At 58.0% G+C, this 18511-nt stretch carries 14 protein-coding genes; 9 read left to right on the forward strand and 5 right to left on the reverse strand.

Annotated features, from left to right (window positions below):
• Window positions 1-10: 10 nt before the first annotated feature.
• The 3 genes from H035_RS0111805 to H035_RS0111815 form a co-directional block, all read right to left on the reverse strand.
• Complete coding sequence (locus tag H035_RS0111805) at window positions 11-1216, reverse strand: nitroreductase family protein (protein ID WP_026596555.1); 1206 nt, start codon at window positions 1214-1216, stop codon at window positions 11-13.
• Between the two features lie 96 nt (window positions 1217-1312).
• Complete coding sequence (locus H035_RS0111810; RefSeq protein ID WP_022949185.1) at window positions 1313-1630, reverse strand: DMT family transporter; 318 nt, start codon at window positions 1628-1630, stop codon at window positions 1313-1315.
• Between the two features lie 19 nt (window positions 1631-1649).
• The gene (locus H035_RS0111815; RefSeq protein ID WP_022949186.1) at window positions 1650-2267 is read right to left on the reverse strand and encodes a DNA-3-methyladenine glycosylase family protein; all 618 of its coding nucleotides are present in this window, start codon (window positions 2265-2267) and stop codon (window positions 1650-1652) included.
• Between the two features lie 85 nt (window positions 2268-2352).
• Between H035_RS0111815 and H035_RS0111820 the strand changes: the two genes are divergently transcribed.
• The 9 genes from H035_RS0111820 to H035_RS0111860 all read left to right on the forward strand — a co-directional run bounded on the left by H035_RS0111820 (window position 2353) and on the right by H035_RS0111860 (window position 16283).
• Window positions 2353-5202: a valine--tRNA ligase gene (locus H035_RS0111820; RefSeq protein WP_022949187.1), complete on the forward strand. Its 2850-nt coding sequence runs from the start codon at window positions 2353-2355 to the stop codon at window positions 5200-5202.
• Between the two features lie 280 nt (window positions 5203-5482).
• Window positions 5483-7504, forward strand: a complete 2022-nt coding sequence (locus tag H035_RS19505; RefSeq protein ID WP_022949188.1) for a GMC family oxidoreductase — start codon at window positions 5483-5485, stop codon at window positions 7502-7504.
• Window positions 7501-10014 (forward strand): hypothetical protein, encoded by a 2514-nt coding sequence (locus tag H035_RS0111830; protein ID WP_022949189.1) that lies wholly within the window; start codon window positions 7501-7503, stop codon window positions 10012-10014. Before H035_RS19505 ends, H035_RS0111830 begins: the two co-directional genes overlap by 4 nt.
• A 13-nt stretch (window positions 10015-10027) precedes the next feature.
• Window positions 10028-11344, forward strand: a complete 1317-nt coding sequence (locus H035_RS19510) for a patatin-like phospholipase family protein (protein ID WP_022949190.1) — start codon at window positions 10028-10030, stop codon at window positions 11342-11344.
• Window positions 11341-12678 (forward strand): NADH:flavin oxidoreductase, encoded by a 1338-nt coding sequence (locus H035_RS0111840; protein WP_022949191.1) that lies wholly within the window; start codon window positions 11341-11343, stop codon window positions 12676-12678. The genes H035_RS19510 and H035_RS0111840 overlap by 4 nt, the downstream gene beginning before the upstream one ends.
• A gap of 17 nt (window positions 12679-12695) precedes the next feature.
• A complete protein-coding gene (locus H035_RS21990; protein WP_022949192.1) occupies window positions 12696-12863 on the forward strand; it encodes a hypothetical protein in 168 nt (55 codons plus the stop codon).
• A gap of 19 nt (window positions 12864-12882) precedes the next feature.
• Window positions 12883-14385: a c-type cytochrome gene (locus H035_RS0111850; RefSeq protein WP_022949193.1), complete on the forward strand. Its 1503-nt coding sequence runs from the start codon at window positions 12883-12885 to the stop codon at window positions 14383-14385.
• Between the two features lie 10 nt (window positions 14386-14395).
• Window positions 14396-14815 carry a hypothetical protein gene (locus H035_RS0111855; protein WP_022949194.1) on the forward strand — a complete coding sequence of 140 codons (420 nt, stop codon included), beginning with the start codon at window positions 14396-14398 and terminating at the stop codon, window positions 14813-14815.
• A gap of 10 nt (window positions 14816-14825) precedes the next feature.
• Entirely contained in the window at window positions 14826-16283 is a 1458-nt protein-coding gene (locus H035_RS0111860; RefSeq protein WP_022949195.1) for a c-type cytochrome, read from the forward strand.
• A 97-nt stretch (window positions 16284-16380) separates the two neighbouring features.
• Here H035_RS0111860 and amoB read toward each other — a convergent pair whose 3' ends face one another.
• Entirely contained in the window at window positions 16381-17622 is a 1242-nt protein-coding gene (gene amoB, locus H035_RS0111865; RefSeq protein ID WP_022947316.1) for a bacterial ammonia monooxygenase, subunit AmoB, read from the reverse strand.
• 52 nt (window positions 17623-17674) lie between these two features.
• Window positions 17675-18418, reverse strand: a complete 744-nt coding sequence (amoA, locus tag H035_RS0111870) for a bacterial ammonia monooxygenase, subunit AmoA (RefSeq protein ID WP_022947315.1) — start codon at window positions 18416-18418, stop codon at window positions 17675-17677.
• Window positions 18419-18511: the final 93 nt, after the last annotated feature.

The raw sequence follows: 18511 nt of genomic DNA on the forward strand, positions 1-18511 counted from the left end.
CTCCGACATTTCATTCTCTTTTCCGCAACACGCAAAACAAAGCCTTGGGAGGCTCATTGTCATCCGGGCGCCGGAAAGCCGAATCGCGCACGTCCAAGACTTCAAATCGGCCGCCGAATATCCGCTTAATGTCCTCGGGAGAATAACGTCCCGGCGGACCTTCCGGGCGGGTTTCAAGGTGGCTGAAACACTTGAGCAAGAGATATCCTCCTGGTTCGAGCAATTTATCCAGAGAGTCGAGGTAATCGGCGTGAGCCTCGGGCGGGAAAATATGGAAGATACCGCGATCCACGATCAGATCGAACATTTCATCGAGCCCGGTAGTGAGAATGTCGTCGCGGACGAAATGCACTCTTCCTCCTTCGCGGCTAGCCAATTCCGCCGCCCCTGTCAGCGCGGTGGCGGAAACGTCGGTGGCGACCACCTGAAAGCCGCGTTTGGCCAGGGCGACCGCTTGGGTGCCGGGACCGGTCCCCAAGTCCAACACCCGACCTCCCGTGACTTCCAATCGCTCCAATGCGGCGGCGACATCCGGATCCAGTTCGGGGTGGTACCAGGGTAACGCCTCCGAAGGCGTTTCCTGATACCTGGCTTCCCAAGCGGCATGAGCGGGCGGCTCGAAGGACTGGCCGAAGCAACCCGCCCAGGCGACCTCTTCCAAGGGCTTGCGCTGACGCGGCGACAGTTCCCGGCCGCGCAATTCCTCGTCCTCCAATACCGACGGATCGCCCGGATACCCCAGGGCGGTCACGCTCATCAGGCTAAAATCCTCGGGAATTTCAAACTTGCCCCGCGCCGCTTCCGGATCGAAACCTCCCATCTGGTGGGTGACTAGCCCCAGGGCGGTCGCCTGCAGACAGAGCGCCATCATCGCCTGACCGGCATCGTACTGCCCCCAACGATTGGGCTGACCGTTGTGGCCGAATCGCCCCGAAGCACAGGCCAAGAGCAATACCGGCGCACGCTGCGCCCAGGCTTGATTGCCCGACGCGAGGCAGTCGAACAAGTCCTGCCAAGCCTCGTGATTGTGGTAACGATCCGCCACCAGAATACGCCAGGGCTGATCGTTGTAGCACGACGGCGCCCAGCGCGCGGCTTCCAAACATGCGGCCAACTTTTCCGTTTCCACCGCCCGGGCATCGAAAGCGCGCGTACTCCAGCGACTCGCCATCAATGGGTGGATGGGCGCCTGGACGTGTTGTCTTTCACAGCTCATTTCGGCCTCCTTCGATAGAAGGTTAAACTCCCGATGCCCTTCATCGAACATCTTTTCCATCTGTCTCTCGCCCCGCTCGCCGGCCAGGCCGAATCGCTACGCCCCCAGATAAAGCCCGATCACCCCGATCACGACCAAACTCATGGAAACCATTTTGATCCAAGAGATCGATTCCTGAAATATCACCACCCCCAACAACGCCACCAGCACCGTTCCCAAGCCGGCCCAAACGGCATAAGCGATGCCGATCTCCAGCCTCTTCAGCACCCATGCTAACACTGCGAAAGAAGCCAGATAAAAAATAACGGTCGAAACCGCAAACCAGGGTCGACTGAAGCCGTCGGACAACTTCATCGCCAGGGTACCGGAGACTTCCAGCAAGATCGCCAACAACAACATGAACCAAGCGAGCATCGTTTCTATCCTGTTGCACTCAATAACAAACCGGCACCGGGTCCAAATGGCGCCATAAGTACCAGGCGGCCACGGTGCGATAAGGACGCCAGCGGTGGGAAAAGGCGTCCAGTGTCTGCTTGTCCATCGGCGCGCCGTCGAAATAGAGGCCGGCGACGGCCTTCTGCAAGCCGATGTCGGCGGGGGAAAAAATGTCCGGTTCGTGCAAATGGAAGATGGCGAACATCTCCACCGTCCAACGACCGATTCCCTTGATGCCGAGCAATTCCCGGCGGACTTCGTCGAATTTTCGCCCTTCCCAGTAGGCATCATCGATGCGGTGCTCCTGGTAATATCCGGCCACCTGCTGCAAATAATCGGCCTTGGCGCGCGAAAGGCCGGCTCGCCGCAAGGATTCCAGAGGACAGGCCAGGATATTTTGTGGCGCGACCTCTTCCACCGCGGTTTCCAGGCGCTGCCAGACGGTGTCGGCGGCACGGATGGAAATCTGCTGGCCGACGATGGCACGGACCAGGGTGTGAAAGGAATCGCCTCCCTGGACCAGGGGCTCGGGATAGCGTTGGATCAAATCGGCCATCACCGGATCTTGCCGGCTGAGATGACGTTGGGCCAAAGGCCAATAAATTGGACTGGTCATGGATTAAAGCGCTCTGAAACGTAACGCGGTAAAATTGAATGTTAAAATTTGACGATTTTACAAAACCAAAGTCGACCGCATCCTCATGGAAAAAACCTACGATCCGCACAAAATCGAACAGCACTGGTACAAAACCTGGGAGGAGAAAGGCTATTTCGCGCCTTCCGGGAAAGGACAACCCTATTGCATCATGATTCCGCCGCCGAATGTCACCGGCAGCTTGCACATGGGCCATGCCTTCCAGGATACGATCATGGACGGTCTGATACGTTATCACCGGATGCGGGGCGACAACACCCTTTGGCAGCCGGGCACCGACCATGCCGGCATCGCCACCCAGATGGTGGTGGAAAGGCTCCTGGAAAAGGAAGACAAGACCCGTCACGACCTGGGCCGACAACGATTCATCGAGCGGATCTGGGAATGGAAAGCCCACTCGGGCGGCACCATCACCCGCCAACTGCGCCGGATCGGCGCGTCGGTGGATTGGTCGCGGGAACGTTTCACCATGGACGAGGGCCTGTCGCGGGCGGTACGCGAAGTGTTCGTGCGGCTTTACGAGGAAGGCCTGATCTATCGCGGCAAGCGGCTGGTCAACTGGGACCCGGTCCTCCACACCGCCGTCTCCGACCTGGAAGTGGTCGCCGAGGAGGAAAAGGGCCATCTGTGGCACATGCGCTATCCCCTCGCCGACGGCTCCGGCCACCTGGTGGTCGCCACCACCCGTCCGGAAACCATGCTCGGCGACGTGGCGGTGGCGGTCCACCCCGACGACGAACGTTACCGAGATTTGATCGGCAAGACCGTCCGGCTGCCTTTGGCGGATCGGGAAATTCCCATCATCACCGACGAATACGTGGATCCTGAATTCGGCACCGGTTGCGTGAAGATTACCCCGGCCCACGACTTCAACGACTATGATGTGGGCAAGCGTCACCAACTGATACAAGTCAATATAATGACCCCCGATGGGAAAATCTCAGAAAAAGCGGATATTTTCGTAACGTCTCCTTTGGGCCCTGAAGGCGAATATATCCAAGGGAAAAAAATCCCTTCGCCTCAAGTTTCATCGGATTGCATACCCAAGGCCTACCGCGGCCTAAACCGCTTCGAGGCTCGCCAACGGATCGTCGAAGACCTGAAACAACAAGGTCTGCTGGAAAAGATCGAGGACCACGTGCTCAAGGTGCCGCGCGGCGACCGTTCCGGGGCGGTGGTCGAACCGTATCTGACCGACCAGTGGTTCGTGAAGACCAAACCCTTGGCGAAACCGGCCATGCGGGCGGTGGAGGAAGGCAAAATCCGCTTCATTCCCGGAAACTGGGCCAAGACTTACTTTCAGTGGCTGGAGAACATCGAGGACTGGTGCATCAGCCGCCAGATCTGGTGGGGACACCGGATTCCGGCCTGGTACGACGAGGAAGGCAGTCTCTACGTGGGCCATTCGGAAGCCGAAGTCCGCGCCAAATATGATTTGGGCGACCGGTCTTTGCGCCAAGACGAGGACGTGCTGGACACCTGGTTCTCCTCGGCGCTGTGGCCCTTCTCCACTTTGGGCTGGCCCGACGAAACCCCGGAATTGGCGAGTTTCTATCCCACCAGCGTGCTGGTGACCGGTTTCGACATCATCTTCTTCTGGGTCGCGCGGATGGTGATGATGGGCCTCAAGTTCATGGGTGACGTCCCCTTCCGCGACGTCTATATCCACGGTCTGATCCGCGACGCCCACGGCCAAAAGATGTCCAAATCCAAGGGCAATGTGCTCGACCCCATCGACTTGATCGACGGCATCACCCTGGAAGACCTGGTCGAAAAACGCACCGCCGGCTTGATGCAACCGCAAATGGCCAAGAAGATCGAACAGCAGACCCGGCAGGAATTTCCCGAAGGCATTCCCTCCTACGGGACCGACGCCTTGCGTTTCACTTTCGCCGCCCTGGCCACCACCGGCCGCGATATCCGTTTCGATTTGGGCCGAATCGAGGGTTACCGCAATTTTTGCAACAAACTTTGGAACGCCGCCCGCTATGTGTTCATGAACACCGACGGCCGGGAATTGATCGTCACGGACGACGTAGTGCTGGAATACACGCCGGTGGACCGTTGGATCCGCTCCCGCCTGCAACGGGTCATCCAAACCGCCGCCGACGCACTCGAGGGGTATCGATTCGATCTGGCCGCCGCCGCCATCTATGAATTCTTGTGGGACGAATACTGCGATTGGTATCTGGAGCTATCCAAAGTGTCCCTCCAAACCGGCACCGAAGCCCAGCAGTGCGCCACTCGCCGCACCCTGATCGAAGTTCTGGAGGCATTCCTGCGCCTGGCCCATCCGATCACCCCCTTCATCACCGAGGAGATCTGGCAGACAGCGGCGCCCATCGCCGACGTCGATGGGGATACGATCATGCAACAACCTTTCCCCGAACCGGACGCGGAGGCGCTGGATGACGCCGCGGAAAGCGAAATCGCTTGGCTCCAAGCATTCATCCTGGGGCTGCGGCGAATCCGCGGCGAGATGAACATTCCGCCGGGCAAATCCCTGCCGGTCTTGCTGCAACAAGGCATGGACCTCGACCGACAGCGTGTGGAGGCTTACCGCGCCTATTTGGAGCGCTTCGGGCGAATCGAATCGATCGACTGGCTGGGCGCCGACCAAACCCCGCCGGAATCGGCCATCGCCCTGGTGGGAGAACTTAAAATCTTGATTCCCATGGCGGGGCTAATCGACAAGGAGGCCGAACTCCAGCGCCTGACCAAGGAGATCGATAAACTCAACAAGGAACTTCCCCGGGTGGAGGGCAAACTGAACAATCCCAAATTTCTCGAGCGCGCTCCGGATGAGGTGGTCGCCAAGGAACGTCAAAAGCTGGAGGAAATGCAGGCTTCTCTATCCCGACTGGAGGAACAGCGGACCCGGATTCAGGCGCTTTAACCCTCCTTTCTCGTCTTCTAAACTCGTGAAAGCCCGCTCAAAGCGGGCTTTCACACTAAAGATTCCAAGTTTTCCAAAAGCTTCCAGTATTTCTGATCCTATACCCCCAAACGATCAGAAATATTGATCATCAGCCAATGTTCTGATTTAACAATCAAAACCATTTCTTTTCCCATTTTGTAAGAAATTTCGCATTGATCTTTTAACCCAAAGCGAGTAATCCTGCTATTGCGCATCGTGGTCGGACGATACGCCCAATAACAACTTTAAGTGGCGTCCGATGAGCAATAGCCTCCTGAACCGACGTCAATTTCTCTTCAAGGCCGGCCTTGCCTGCACCGCCTTCCTTCATGCCTGCGGCTTGAAGCCATCGAAACCGACCGCTCCGGATTTTTCCTGTCGTCCGGGAAGAACTGCCGCAGCCTCTCATGAGTACGATTACATCGTGGTGGGCTCCGGGGCAGGTGGCGGACCTCTGGCAGCCAACCTCGCCCGTCTCGGTCATCGGGTATTGCTCTTGGAAGCCGGTGGCGACGTGGACAATCCCCACTACCAAGTCCCCCTCTTCCACCCTCAGGCCACCGAGGATTCGGACATGCGTTGGGATTTTTTCGTCCGCCACTATGGAAACGAAACCCTCTCGCGGCGAGATCCCAAGTTCTACCAGGAACACGACGGCGTATTCTATCCCCGCAGCGGCACTCTGGGCGGATGTACCGCCCATAATGCATTGATCTTCATCGCCCCTCACGCCAGCGACTGGGATCGGATCGCCGAACTGACCGGCGACCCGTCCTGGCACAGTAGCGCCATGCGTCCATACTTCCGGCGTTTGGAACGCTGCGCTTATGTCACCCCCATATCCGGAAACCCCTCCGGACACGGCTTTCGCGGCTGGCTGCCGGTCGACCTGCCCGGCCGCGAGGTCATCCACCAAATTCTTTTCAGCGCGATCAAAGATAAGCAGTTGCGCGACGGAATCTTCAAGCCCGCCCTGCAGGCCATTCGACCCGACCTGGATTCCCCGCTGGATTATCTCAAAGCCTTGCTTGCGGACCTGAAGAATCCAGAAACCGTCGATCCCAACGATCAACGCTACCGCCACACCCGTCCCACGGAACTGAATCTGATGCCGCTGACCACCGTCGACGGCCGCCGTGCGGGGCCTCGGGAATACGTCCTGGCAGTGGCGCGGGCTTGTCCCGGGCATTTGACCATCCAGACCCACAGCCTGGTCAGCCGGGTATTGTTCGATCGCAACCAGCGCGCCACCGGCGTCGAGGTGTGGCGGGGAAAAAAACTCTATCGCGCCGACCGGAGTGCCGATTTTCGACGCGAACCGGATGAGATCGTTCAAATTGCTGCCCGCCGGGAGGTGATTCTCGCCGGAGGCGCCTTCAACACCCCTCAACTGCTCATGCTTTCGGGTGTCGGACCCGAAGCGGAACTGTCCCGCCATGGAATCCCGCTGCGGGCGGATTTGCCGGGGGTGGGACGCAACCTGCAGGATCGCTACGAAATATCGGTAGTGACGGAAATGCGGGAAAACTTCGCCCTTCTCAAGGAAGCGGCCTTCACTCCGAACGACCTCCTCTATCGCAAATGGCAGAAGGGCGAAGGATTGTATACCACCAATGGCGCGCTGATCAGCTTTGCGCGGCGCTCGCAGCCGGAGTTGGCCGATCCGGATCTGTTCGTATTCGGCATGCCGGGAATGTTCCGGGGATATTACCTCGGCTATTCCCGCGACGCCACCGCGCGCAAGGATTTGTTCAGTTGGGTCATTCTGAAGGCCCACACCCGTAACGACGCAGGCGGCGTCCGCCTCCGATCTCCGGACCCTCGCGATCCTCCCCAGGTCAATTTTCGCTTTTTCGAGGAAGGCAGCGATGCCGGCGGCGAAGATCTGGCCGCGGTCATCGAAGGCTTGCGTTTCGTGCGCACCATTACCGACGCAGGCCGAAAGCATATCCGGCGCGAACTAATGCCGGGGGAAACGGTACGAACACGCCCACAAATCGAAGCGTTTCTCAAAGCCAATGCCTGGGGCCATCATGCATCGTGCAGCTGCCGAATGGGTCCGGTGGACGATCCGCTGGCGGTCGTGGACAGCCGCTTCCGGGTACGTGGGGTGAAAGCGCTGCGCATCGTGGATGCCTCGGTCTTCCCGCGCATTCCCGGATTTTTCATCGTCAGCGCCGTTTACATGATCGCGGAAAAGGCGACCGACACGATTCACGCCGACGCCCTGGCGGCACGCGGGCCGCCCCCTCAACTTTCCATCAGTGGAGAAACATCATGAACAAACTGCGCCGTTGGCTTCTTACGCTCTTCCTCCTGCTTTTTCTCGGCGGCTGCGCCACAGTGGTGGACGAAGCCGAACAAGTCGACCGCGACGAGCAGTCTTTCCCGGGCGCCGACGAGGATTATTTCCATGACATGGACTACGGCATCACCAAGGATCCGCAAGCGGTCGCCGCCGCCCTGGCACCCTACCTTCCCGGAATCGCTCCGGCCGATGCGGTCGCGGCGGTGGTTCGCGGACGCAACAACTGGATCGTCTGGACCGGCGGCAACGACCGCCTGTGGGACGAGCTGAACCGCGCCAGCGTGGGCAACTTCGATCTGCTCAAGGTGGTCTCCAACCACCCCAGTCTCAAATTCAGCCGCGACAACCGTTGGTCTTATCTGGGTCTGGTGAACGAGCCTTGCTTCCATAAGGGTCCGGAGCCTCGCCAGGACCGGTTCGGGCTGTGGCTGGACGTGCGCGACTCGGACTGCCCGCCCGACCCCTTCGAAAACGCCCAAAAATATCCCGGCGTGGCAATCGGCGCCCGCGGTAAAACCGTCCCGGTGGGTTCCTATTACGGCTATGCCACCGGCATCGTCGGCCTGCGCCTGTTTCCCAATCCGAATTTCGACGAACAAGCGGCCGAGGAATGGGACCCGGAGCGCTACTACACCGACCCCAGTTACTACAACCGCAAAGATCTGGTCCGCCCCTATCGGGTCGGAATGTCGTGCGGATTCTGCCACGTGGGACCGAGCCCGGTGAATCCCCCCCGGGACTTCGAAAATCCCAAGTGGGAAAACCTCACCTCCAACCCCGGCGCCCAGTATTTCTGGTGGGATCGGATCGCTATCTGGCAGGCGGACCCTTCGGAGTTCACCTACCAGCTGTTCTACACTTCCCGTCCCGGCGCCTTGGATACGTCGTTCGTCTCCACCGACTACATCAACAATCCCCGCACCATGAACGCGGTCTACGACCTGGGGCCCCGGCTGGCGGTGGCGCTCAGGCTGGGCAAAGAAAAGCTCACCGACGGGGAACTGGACAACAAGCGCTTCAGCGATTATCCCTCGATTCCCGAAAACAGTCCGCTGCACCGCTTCTTTGAGGCACCGGATACGGTTTGGACGCCGATGGTGCTCAAGGACGGCGCCGATTCGGTGGGCGCCTTGGGCGCTTTGAACCGAGTCTACGTCAACATCGGCTTGTTCAGCGAAGAGTGGTTGCGCCACTTCAGGCCCTTTATCGGCGGCAAGCCCATCACTCCCTTCAAAATCGCCACAGCCGAGGAAAACTCGGCCTATTGGCGCGCCACCGAGATGCAAACGCCCGACGTGGCGCTGTTTTTCCTCGTCACCGCCCGCCCGGATTACCTCAAGGACGCTCCCGGCGGCAGCCGATATCTCCAGGACGATCCGGCGACGGTGAAGCGCGGCAAGGTCGTTTTCGCCGAAAACTGCGGCCGCTGCCACTCCAGCAAGCTGCCGGAAAAAACCTTCAGTTTCTTTCCCGACGACGGCTGCAACGGCCCCAATTATCTGCAATGTTGGAACAACTATTGGAACTGGACCCGAACCGAGGAATTCAACAAGCAGATGCGAACCATCGTACTCAAGGAAGATTTTCTCGAAGACAATTACCTCTCCAGCGAACTGCGCATTCCGGTGACCTTGCTGGAAAGCAACGCCTGCAGCACTCTGGCCACCAACGCGATCCGGGACAACATCTGGCACGACTTCTCCTCCTCCTCGTACAAGTCCCTGCCTGCGGTGGGCGAAGTCATAGTCCACCACCCCACCACCGGTCGGCCTTATGCATTCCCCATGCCGGCCGGTGGTCTGGGGTATCTTCGAGTACCTTCCCTGATCAGCCTTTGGTCCACCGCTCCTTACCTGCTGAACAATACGGTAGGGGAATTTTGCTGGAAGAAACCGGAAGGCCAAAACTACGCCCGCTCTCATAACTACGCGAACGATGCGGGCGACGAATACGTCTGCACCGGAACCACCGAAGATCGGATGAAAGCGTTCTATGACGGTATCGAAAAAATGCTGTGGCCGGAGAAACGCCAGGGCGATCGACAATACCTGACCCGCTCGGGCAAGCACCTGCCCGGCGTCATCGACCGCACCACCGCCACCAGTTATCTGAGGGTGCCGCCTGGGTTCGTGCCCGAGTTCCTACGCGTCTTGCCCGACTTCCGGGACGGCATCGACCTGGGTCCCATCCCGCAAGGCACGCCGGTCAATCTAATCGCCAACTTGGACTTGGAGAACAAATCCGGAGTCATCCACCTGTTGCCAAAATTGGTCAAGGCGCTCAAGGCGTTGCCCAAAGATGCGGGCGACGAAGAAGCGCGCCAAGTATTTTCCCCGTTGGTGGATGAGATGCTGGCGTTCAACAAATGCCCCGATTTCGTGGTCAACCGGGGCCATTACTTCGGCACCGATTATCTTCCCGGGGAAACCGGATTGAGCGATGCCGACAAACAGGCGCTGATCGCATTTCTGAAGCGCTTATGAACGAGGAGGGAAAATGAAACGAATACCCACCATGGGATGGCTACCGGCTCTGGCCTTGCTGACCGGCTGTTCCCTGTACTCCCATACCAACGTTCAGGGAACCACCGGGGAGCCTGCCGCAAGCAAAGCGAGCTTCCATATCGGCGAACCCCGCGGCCGATCGGAAAAAACTTTGATGATTTTGGCCTTGTCCGGAGGCGGCAGCCGCGCCGCTTATTGGTCGAGCGATGTGATGCTGGCCTTGGAAAAAGTGTTCGAGACCGAAGGCTGGAACCTCCTCCACGAAGTGGATGCCATCTCCTCGGTATCGGGCGGTTCGCTTCCGGCCGCTTACTACGCCATCAGCGCCGATAGCCCAACCGAAGCCGGGCGCTTGTCGTCGGGACGGGTCTGGGATCGCGCCACGGTGCGGGAACTGATGCGCAAGAATTACCGAGGCAAATGGATCGGTAACTGGTTCTGGCCCGTCAACGTCGCCCGCTATTGGTTCACCGCCTACGATCGATCCGACATCATGGCCCAGACCCTGGCCGACAATCTCTATGATCAGTCGTTCATCGGCTGGGATTTGCGCTACCGGGATCTCAATCCGGAGCGGCCCAACCTGATCATCAACGCCACCAACGGCACCGCCGATCACTTCGGTCTGCCTTTCACATTCACCTATGAACAGTTTCAAGCCATGGATTCCGATCTGGCCGATTACGATATCGCTCGGGCGGTGATGGCTTCGGCCGCCTTCCCCGGGGCGTTCAACTACATGACCCTGAAAGACTACGGAAACGACCGCCATTATTTTCATGTATTCGACGGGGGCAATTACGACAATTTGGGACTTTTCAGCGCCATGCAGGTATTGGCCAGCAACGCTCAACGATTCGACCGGGCGGTGGTGATTCTGATCGATTCCTACACCCCCGGCGGAGGAATCGATCACCATGCGTACGACGGCCGCGGGACCCTGGATTTCGGCGTGGACCTGAATTTCCTGGATAGCTTCGACACCCTGCTGTCGGTCAATCGGGCTCGGATTCTGGAAATTTTCTCCGCCTACCTGGATCGTACTTTCGGCGATCGCAGTGTGTTCTACCACTTGCGCTTCGACGAAGTGGGCGACGAGGGGCTGCGCCAGCAACTGCAAACCATCAAAACCGATTTCAAGATCGCGGCGGAAAACGCCGATGCCATCGATATTGCCACCGCCCAACTGATCGTGCCCGAAAACGCCTGTCTCCGGCAAATCATGCGTCTGATGGAAGATCAAGACAATCCCGATCACGCCACCATTTGCCGGTGGCGTTCCCCGCCTACCACCAGAGGTTCCCCATGAACAACGACAACACCGACCGCATTTTTCAACCGCTTCTGTTCCGCCATCTCACGGTCAAAAACCGCCTGTTCCGCTCCAGCATTTCCGGGCGCTGGGACAACTACGACGGCTCCGGCACCCACGCCCGCCTCAACTGGGAAGAAAAATTCGCCCGCGGCGGCGTGGGCGCGATCATCACTTCCTTCGTCCCGGTTCACGTGCGCGGACGCATCCTGCCCAATTACGCCATGATCGACCACGACGACAAAATCCCGTTCTGGCGCGAGGCGGTGAAGCGGGTCCATACCCATGATTGCAAACTCATCATGCAGCTCAGCCATTCCGGCCGCCAGCGCGACGTGCCGGGAATCGAAAATCAGATGAACGTGGGCCTGTCGTCCACCGACAAGATGGACACCTTCCACGGCCTGCTCTGTCGAGCGATGACTCAAAAAGAGATCGCCGACGTCACCGGCTATTTCGTCGCCGGCGCTCGCCGCGCACGGGAAGCGGGACTAGATGGCATCGAGCTACACGCCTCCCACGGCTACCTGTTCACCCAGTTTCTGAGTTCGGGCATCAACGACCGCAAGGACGAATACGGCGGTTCCCTGGAGAACCGGGCCCGTTTCTTGATCGAGACCGTACGCGCCATCCGCAAGGAAGTGGGCGACGATTACCACCTCCAGGTGAAAATCAACGCGTTCGACGAAAACAACGCCCTTTACCCCTGGGAGAAAAAAGGGAACTCGGTGGAAGAATCCATTCAGCTCTGCCAGTGGCTGGAAAAAGAAAACGTCGATTGCCTTCACATCTCCGCCGGCAGTCTGTTCCCCCATCCCTTGGTTCCCCCAGGCGGCTTTCCCCTGGACGTGGCCAAGTGGACCTACGGAGCGATGATCTCCAGCGGGGTGCGGGGCTATTTCAATTACACCTTCTTCCACTATCGCTGCCTGCGTCCCTTGTTCGCCTGGCTCTGGAACCGAACCAAGAAACGTTATCCCATCGAGGGAGTCAGCTCCGAGGCCTGCGGCCTAATCAAGGCCAAGGTCAATGTGCCTGTCCTGAATACCGGGGGCTATCAGAACGGCGTCCTGATTCGCAAGGTGATCGAAGCTGGAATCTGCGACGGCGTGGCCATCGCCCGTCCCCTCATCGCCAACCCGGACCTTCCCCATATCCTGGCCGAAGGCAGGGACGAACCGGACAAACCTTGCTCTTTCTGCAACCGATGCCTGCTCAACGCCCCGGCCAATCCCCTCGGCTGCTATGACCTGCGTCGCTTCGACGGCGATTACGACGCCATGATCGCCGACATCATGAGCGTATTCCATCCCCCCGCCTTTCCCGAATGAGCAGAGGAGAGACTGCCATGTTTTGCAAAGCCGACCAAGTCAAAGTAACCGCCCGGGACCGGCTATTGACCGACCAAGTCTATGAAAGTCCGGTGGACATCCATCAATCCCGGTTTCGGACTCGCCTCCTCTGGGCCTTACTGGTCTTGCTCGCGGCGCTGATTGCGCTCGAACTGATCGATTGAACTTAAAAAGGCGATCGCCATGAACGTTTTCAAATCCTGGTGGGATAAATGCAAACGGCATCCGGTACTCCTGATTATTGTGCTCGTGGTGGCGGTGTTTGCCGTTGCCTTAATCTATCGCTACAAGGTGGAACGACCGGTGGATTACTCAAAGATCGAAGAACATTTCAAATACGGCTCCATCGGAAGCGAACCCATGAGCGGGCTGCCCTATTGGATCTGGAAGGTCCTTCCGGTGATGTTCCCGGAAAAAATACCCGGCGGCGGCGATTACCGCGCTTTCGGCTTTCTTTACGAGGAAGACCGGGATCTTCCCATCGGGGTATCCAAGCGGCGGGTGCAAGGTATCGACTTCGTCTGGCTCAATTGCGCCGTCTGCCACACCGGCACCGTACGCGAATCGCCGGATGCCCCCAGGAAGACCTATTTGGGCATGCCGGCCAACAACTTTAAGCTTTACGCCTTCGTGCAGTTTCTGCGCGATGCGGCTCTGGACAACCGTTTCAATACCGACAACGTCCTGGCCCGGATTGATTCCCTGGACGGCGATCTGGATTTGACCGAAACCATCGCTTATCGCTTTTTCGTCGTCGATCGGGTGAGGGGCTCCCTGATCGATCTTCGGCGTCAACTCGCCTTTCTGGATCAACAGCATCCGTGGGGACCGGGGCGGGTGGATACCTTCAACCCCTACAAGGCCATTCAGTTCAATTTCCCCATGGATCGGGTACCTCGAGAGGAACTGATCGGACCGGCCGATTACCCCTCCATCTGGCATCAACGTCCGCGTCAGGGAATGCAATTGCACTGGGACGGCAATAATCCCTCGGTGGAAGAACGCAACAAAAGCGCCGCCTTGGGGGCCGGGGTAACTCCCGTGACCATCGACCTGGCGCGAATCGAGCGCATCGAGGACTGGCTCTGGGAACTCATGCCGCCGCCCTACCCCAAACCCATCGACCGGACCAAAGCCGCCCAGGGGAAGATGCTGTATGAAAGATACTGCGCCGATTGTCACGGTCTAAAGGAAAAGGATACCTACGTGTTCGATACGAAGCGCTTCAAACGCTTGGGCAAGGTGGAACCGCTGGCCGATATCGGTACCGATCCGGGCAGATTGAACTCCTATACCGAAGCCCTCGCCGCCGTTCAGAATACCCTCTACGCGGGCTATCCCTGGCGCTTCAAACATTTCCGCAAGACCAACGGTTACGCCAATATGCCGCTGGATGGCCTTTGGCTTCGGGCACCTTACCTGCACAACGGCTCCGTACCCACTTTGCGCGACCTGTTGGAACCGGCATCCCGGCGTCCCCCGGTTTTCTACCGTGGCTACGACGTCTATGACTGGGACAAGGTGGGATTCGTATCCAGGGTAGCGAAGGAAAACGGCCAGGCATTTTTCCGTTTCGATACCGGACAGGAAGGCAACTCCAACAGCGGCCACGAAGGCGAAGAATACGGCACCTATCTGGATCCCGCCGCCAAGGACGCCCTGGTTGAATACATGAAAACCTTTTGAGGAACCCGCCATGACAACCTCCTATGAAATCTGGCATACCCGTCTGGTCCAAATCGGAATCGCCATCAATCTGCTGTTTGTCGTCGGTTTATGCTTCTTTCCACGGCAACTTCTGGATTTTCTGAGCATCCCGCTGGAGCATCTGATCTGGGCACGTGCTTCGGGAATGCTGCTGTTTATCATCAGCGTGTTTTATATCCCGCCTACTTGGGATCTGAAACGCTACCGAGCGGTGGCTTGGTTTGCGATTTTTCCCTCCCGTACCTTCGGGGCCACTTTCTTCACTATCGCAGTGTTCGTTTTCGGACACCCCAAGGGGTTTCTATCGATTGCCATCGTCGACGCTCTTATCGGACTGAGCACCTGTTACTGCCTCTGGCACGTCACTCAGGCCGAAGCCGCCTCCGGAAGTCCCGTGCCTTTGAAATAGGAGAAACACCATGACCACACGTGGTAAAAAATTGACATGGCTGGCCGTCTTGTTGTTTTTAGCTGTGAGCGTCGGCATCACCGTCTGGGTTCAGTTGTTTCGGGAAGGATCCCAGGAACATCTTGCCGACGCCACGGCGGAAGAGTGGTTCAAGTACGGCTCCATCGGCAGTGAATCCAGTCAAGGCGTACCCTATTGGATCTGGCTGGTGTTACCGAAAGTTTTTCCCGATTATATACCCGGTCCGGGTGGCTATACGTCATTCGGTTTCGTATGGGAACAAGGCCGGGAATTGCCGGTGGGGTTTTCCAAGAAAACCATCGGCTTCGAGCGCGTGGCTTTCAATTGCGCATTTTGTCACATTACCCGCTACCGCTTGCAACCCGATCAGCTACCGCATCATGTGGCGGCGGGACCGGGCCATACTATTCGCGCTCAGGACTACGCCCGATTCCTGGCCCGGGCCGGCAACGACGACCGTTTCAACCCGGATACGCTGATGCCGGAGATCGATCGCATCTACGACATGTCGTGGATCCAAACACTGTTCTATCGCTACTTCATCATTCCCGCCACCAAAAAAGCACTCGTCAAAAACGGCTGGCAACTGGCCTGGACCATTACTAAACCCGAATGGGGCCCGGGCCGCATCGATCCCTTCAACCCGATCAAGTTCGGCATCCTGCAGATGGGTATCGACAACACGATCGGAAGTGCCGATATGGTCCCCATTTGGGACATGGCGGCGCGATCCGGTTTCGATCTGCATTGGGACGGTCTTAACACGGATTATCACGAAGTGGTTGTAAGTTCCGCTATCGGCGACGGAATGACCTATCAATCCATTCCGGAGGAAAATCTGGCCCGGATCGAGCAGTGGCTTCAAGAATTCCCTGCCCCCAAATCTCCCTTCAATACTGAGCAACCCCAAGGATCGCCATACCGCCTCGACCCCGACAAATTAGCGGCAGGCGAGAGCTTATTCATTGCGCATTGCGGAGAATGTCATTCCCGGCAGGGCAAGCATACCGGCAAAGTAATTCCGGTTAAAGAATTAGGCACCGATCGTCATCGGGTGGATATGTGGACCCAAGAAGCAGCCAATCGCTATAACGCCTACCAAAAGGAATACGACTGGGGAATGGAGCATTTTCGTAACGTAGACGGATACGTAGCCGTACTTTTAGATGGACTATGGTTGCGAGGCCCCTATTTGCATAATGGTTCTGTACCCACTGTCAGAGATTTGCTGAATGGGCCGGATCAGCGGCCTCAAGTTTTTTACCGCGGCCATGATCTAATCGACCCGGTCAATCTGGGTTTCATCTCCCACGGCAGGGAAGCTCGACAAGCCGGTTTTCGTTTCGATACCCGAATCCCGGGTAATGGCAACCAGGGACACACTTATGGCATCAATCTTTCGGCGATGGAAAAAGACGCCTTGCTGGAATTTCTCAAAACCTTATGAACTTTCCAGCGCCATTAAAAAAGCCCCCTCAATGAGGGGGCTTTGAATAGGTCAGTCGTTATTGTTGTTATATGTGACCGCAGTCGCGGTCCGGACCTTACATGAAGGTCGGGATCAGCGGTGCGTCGATGGTCACGATTTGACGGTTGCCGGCATCGTCGTAGAACATCAGCATGCCACCCATCCGGCTATCCGGATCGTAGATGATGTCTGACAGACGATACACTTCCCAGGCCGCGTCAGAGGCGGTGACGTTGATGGTCTTGGTTTCACCCGGACCGATCGCTCCGCCGTCGACGTTGAGGCCTTCTTCCGCCAGCAGGTCTTCCGGATAGCCGCTGTCGTCTTCACACACTGCCGGGTTCATGAAGCGAACCGAGGCGGTGTTGAATTCGCACAGCTGAAGCGGACGATCGCTGTTGTTGGTCACGGTCAGAACCATCCGCATGGCGCGACCCGGCACGCGATAGGTGGCTTCGTCCACGCTCACCGACACTTGCGGTGCCGGCATTTCCAGCGCCTTGATACCCCGCATGGTGCCCGCTTGCAGCGGAATGGTCACCGGGTATTTGCTTTGCGCGCTGCTGTAGCCGAAGATCACCAGCAGGATGGTGGCCGCACCGAACAGCATGCCGACCTTTTTGTCCAGCGGGGTGACCAGTTCGTCACCACGGCCCGCATTGACCATCAACAGGCGCGGAATGAAGACCGGGTTGCGCACGAAGTACAGGATCCAGGCAACGCCCAAGGCATACCACAGAACGTGCCAGAACCAAACGTTGCCTTCGTTGTAGCCTTCCAGGTCCACGGTTTGCCCGGTCAGGGTGGTCACCGGGTTTTTGAAGTTGCTCATGGAGCCGTTGATGGTGACCCATTTACCCGGGCCGATGATCGGACCGCCGCCTTCGACGTTGACCATGGGGTGAACGTGCCATTCCCCGGGACGACGTGCTTTCAGCACCACGCGGAAGCTGTAGGTGTCACCCAGGTGCAGTTCCACCGAACGCGGCACGAATTGGTCGCCGATGTAGGATTCTTTACGAATCAACACCGGGCCCGGAATGCCGATGTTCAGGAAGGAGACGGACGGGGGATCCACCGAGTCCGGCCAGCCTTCGAAGATGTGGATCTTGCCCGAGATTTCCATCTCTTCGTTGATGTTGAGCATGTCCGTGGACCAGTTCAGGTCGAAGAAGTGAATGGTCCGCATCCGCAGGAAGGCTGCCTGGGATTTTTCACCGTGGGCCGAGGCCGTCGGGGTGTACATCATCGCCGCCGCCAGGGTCATCAACAGACCAACCAGCGACCAGCGCGCGATCCTGTCTCTTATCGTTTTCATCGATTTCCTCCTCAATTGTTGTCTCGTGTGTCGTTCGTCAAACTATTCTTCATCAGGTCTTCTTGACGAATTTCACAGTGCCGAACCAACGGCCCACAAAGTGCCACATGAAGTAGATCAGGATGGACATGAAGCCGGAGAAGAACGCGGATACCGGCGCCACGTCTTTACCGAAGGTACGCAGGGTGCCTTTTTCAACCATCCGGATGTATTCGGGCGTACCCGTACGGACGTAATGGTAGCCTTGGATGTCGGCCACGGACATCAGCATGCCGTTGTATTCCACAGGCACGTGCAGCGGTGCGATCACCGGCCAGTTGCCCGGGTACATCAACAGACCCCAGCCCAAGCCGCCAACCACGGCCGTGAACAGGAAGCTGCTGGACAGCATCAGGACCACGTCCAGGAAGATGGCCATGTGGACCGCCGCCGTCGGGAAGACGAAGTTGATCGGGAAGTAGGTCCATCCCCAGAAGTTGAAGTAGCGGTTGATCCATTCACCCAGCAGAATGCCCAGAATGGAAATGGTGGCCCCGAAAGGCAGGCGCAGACGTTCCCAAATCACCGCTTGCACCGCGGCCGGGAAGGTGATCATGACGATCGGGTAGACGGTCACCCACAGACGACGGTCTTTCCAGTCGGACCAGAAGTCCCAGTCGCCCATGGTCAGCATGCCGTGAATGTGGTAGGAACCGGTCAATACGAAGAACAGGATAAACAGGCCCAGGTAGTCAACCGTCCTGGACACCTGCACTGCTTCGGCGTGTGACCGAACTGCAGACGTTGTAGTGCTCATTACTTACCTCCAAGTCTCTTGTTGTTGCTCGTTCATTAATTGAACTCACGCCTTGTGGTTTCGCCTCCCTGGCAGGAGAGCCGCCAGCACCCC

The sequence above is a fragment of the Methylohalobius crimeensis 10Ki genome (assembly GCF_000421465.1).
GTDB lineage: Bacteria > Pseudomonadota > Gammaproteobacteria > Methylococcales > Methylothermaceae > Methylohalobius > Methylohalobius crimeensis.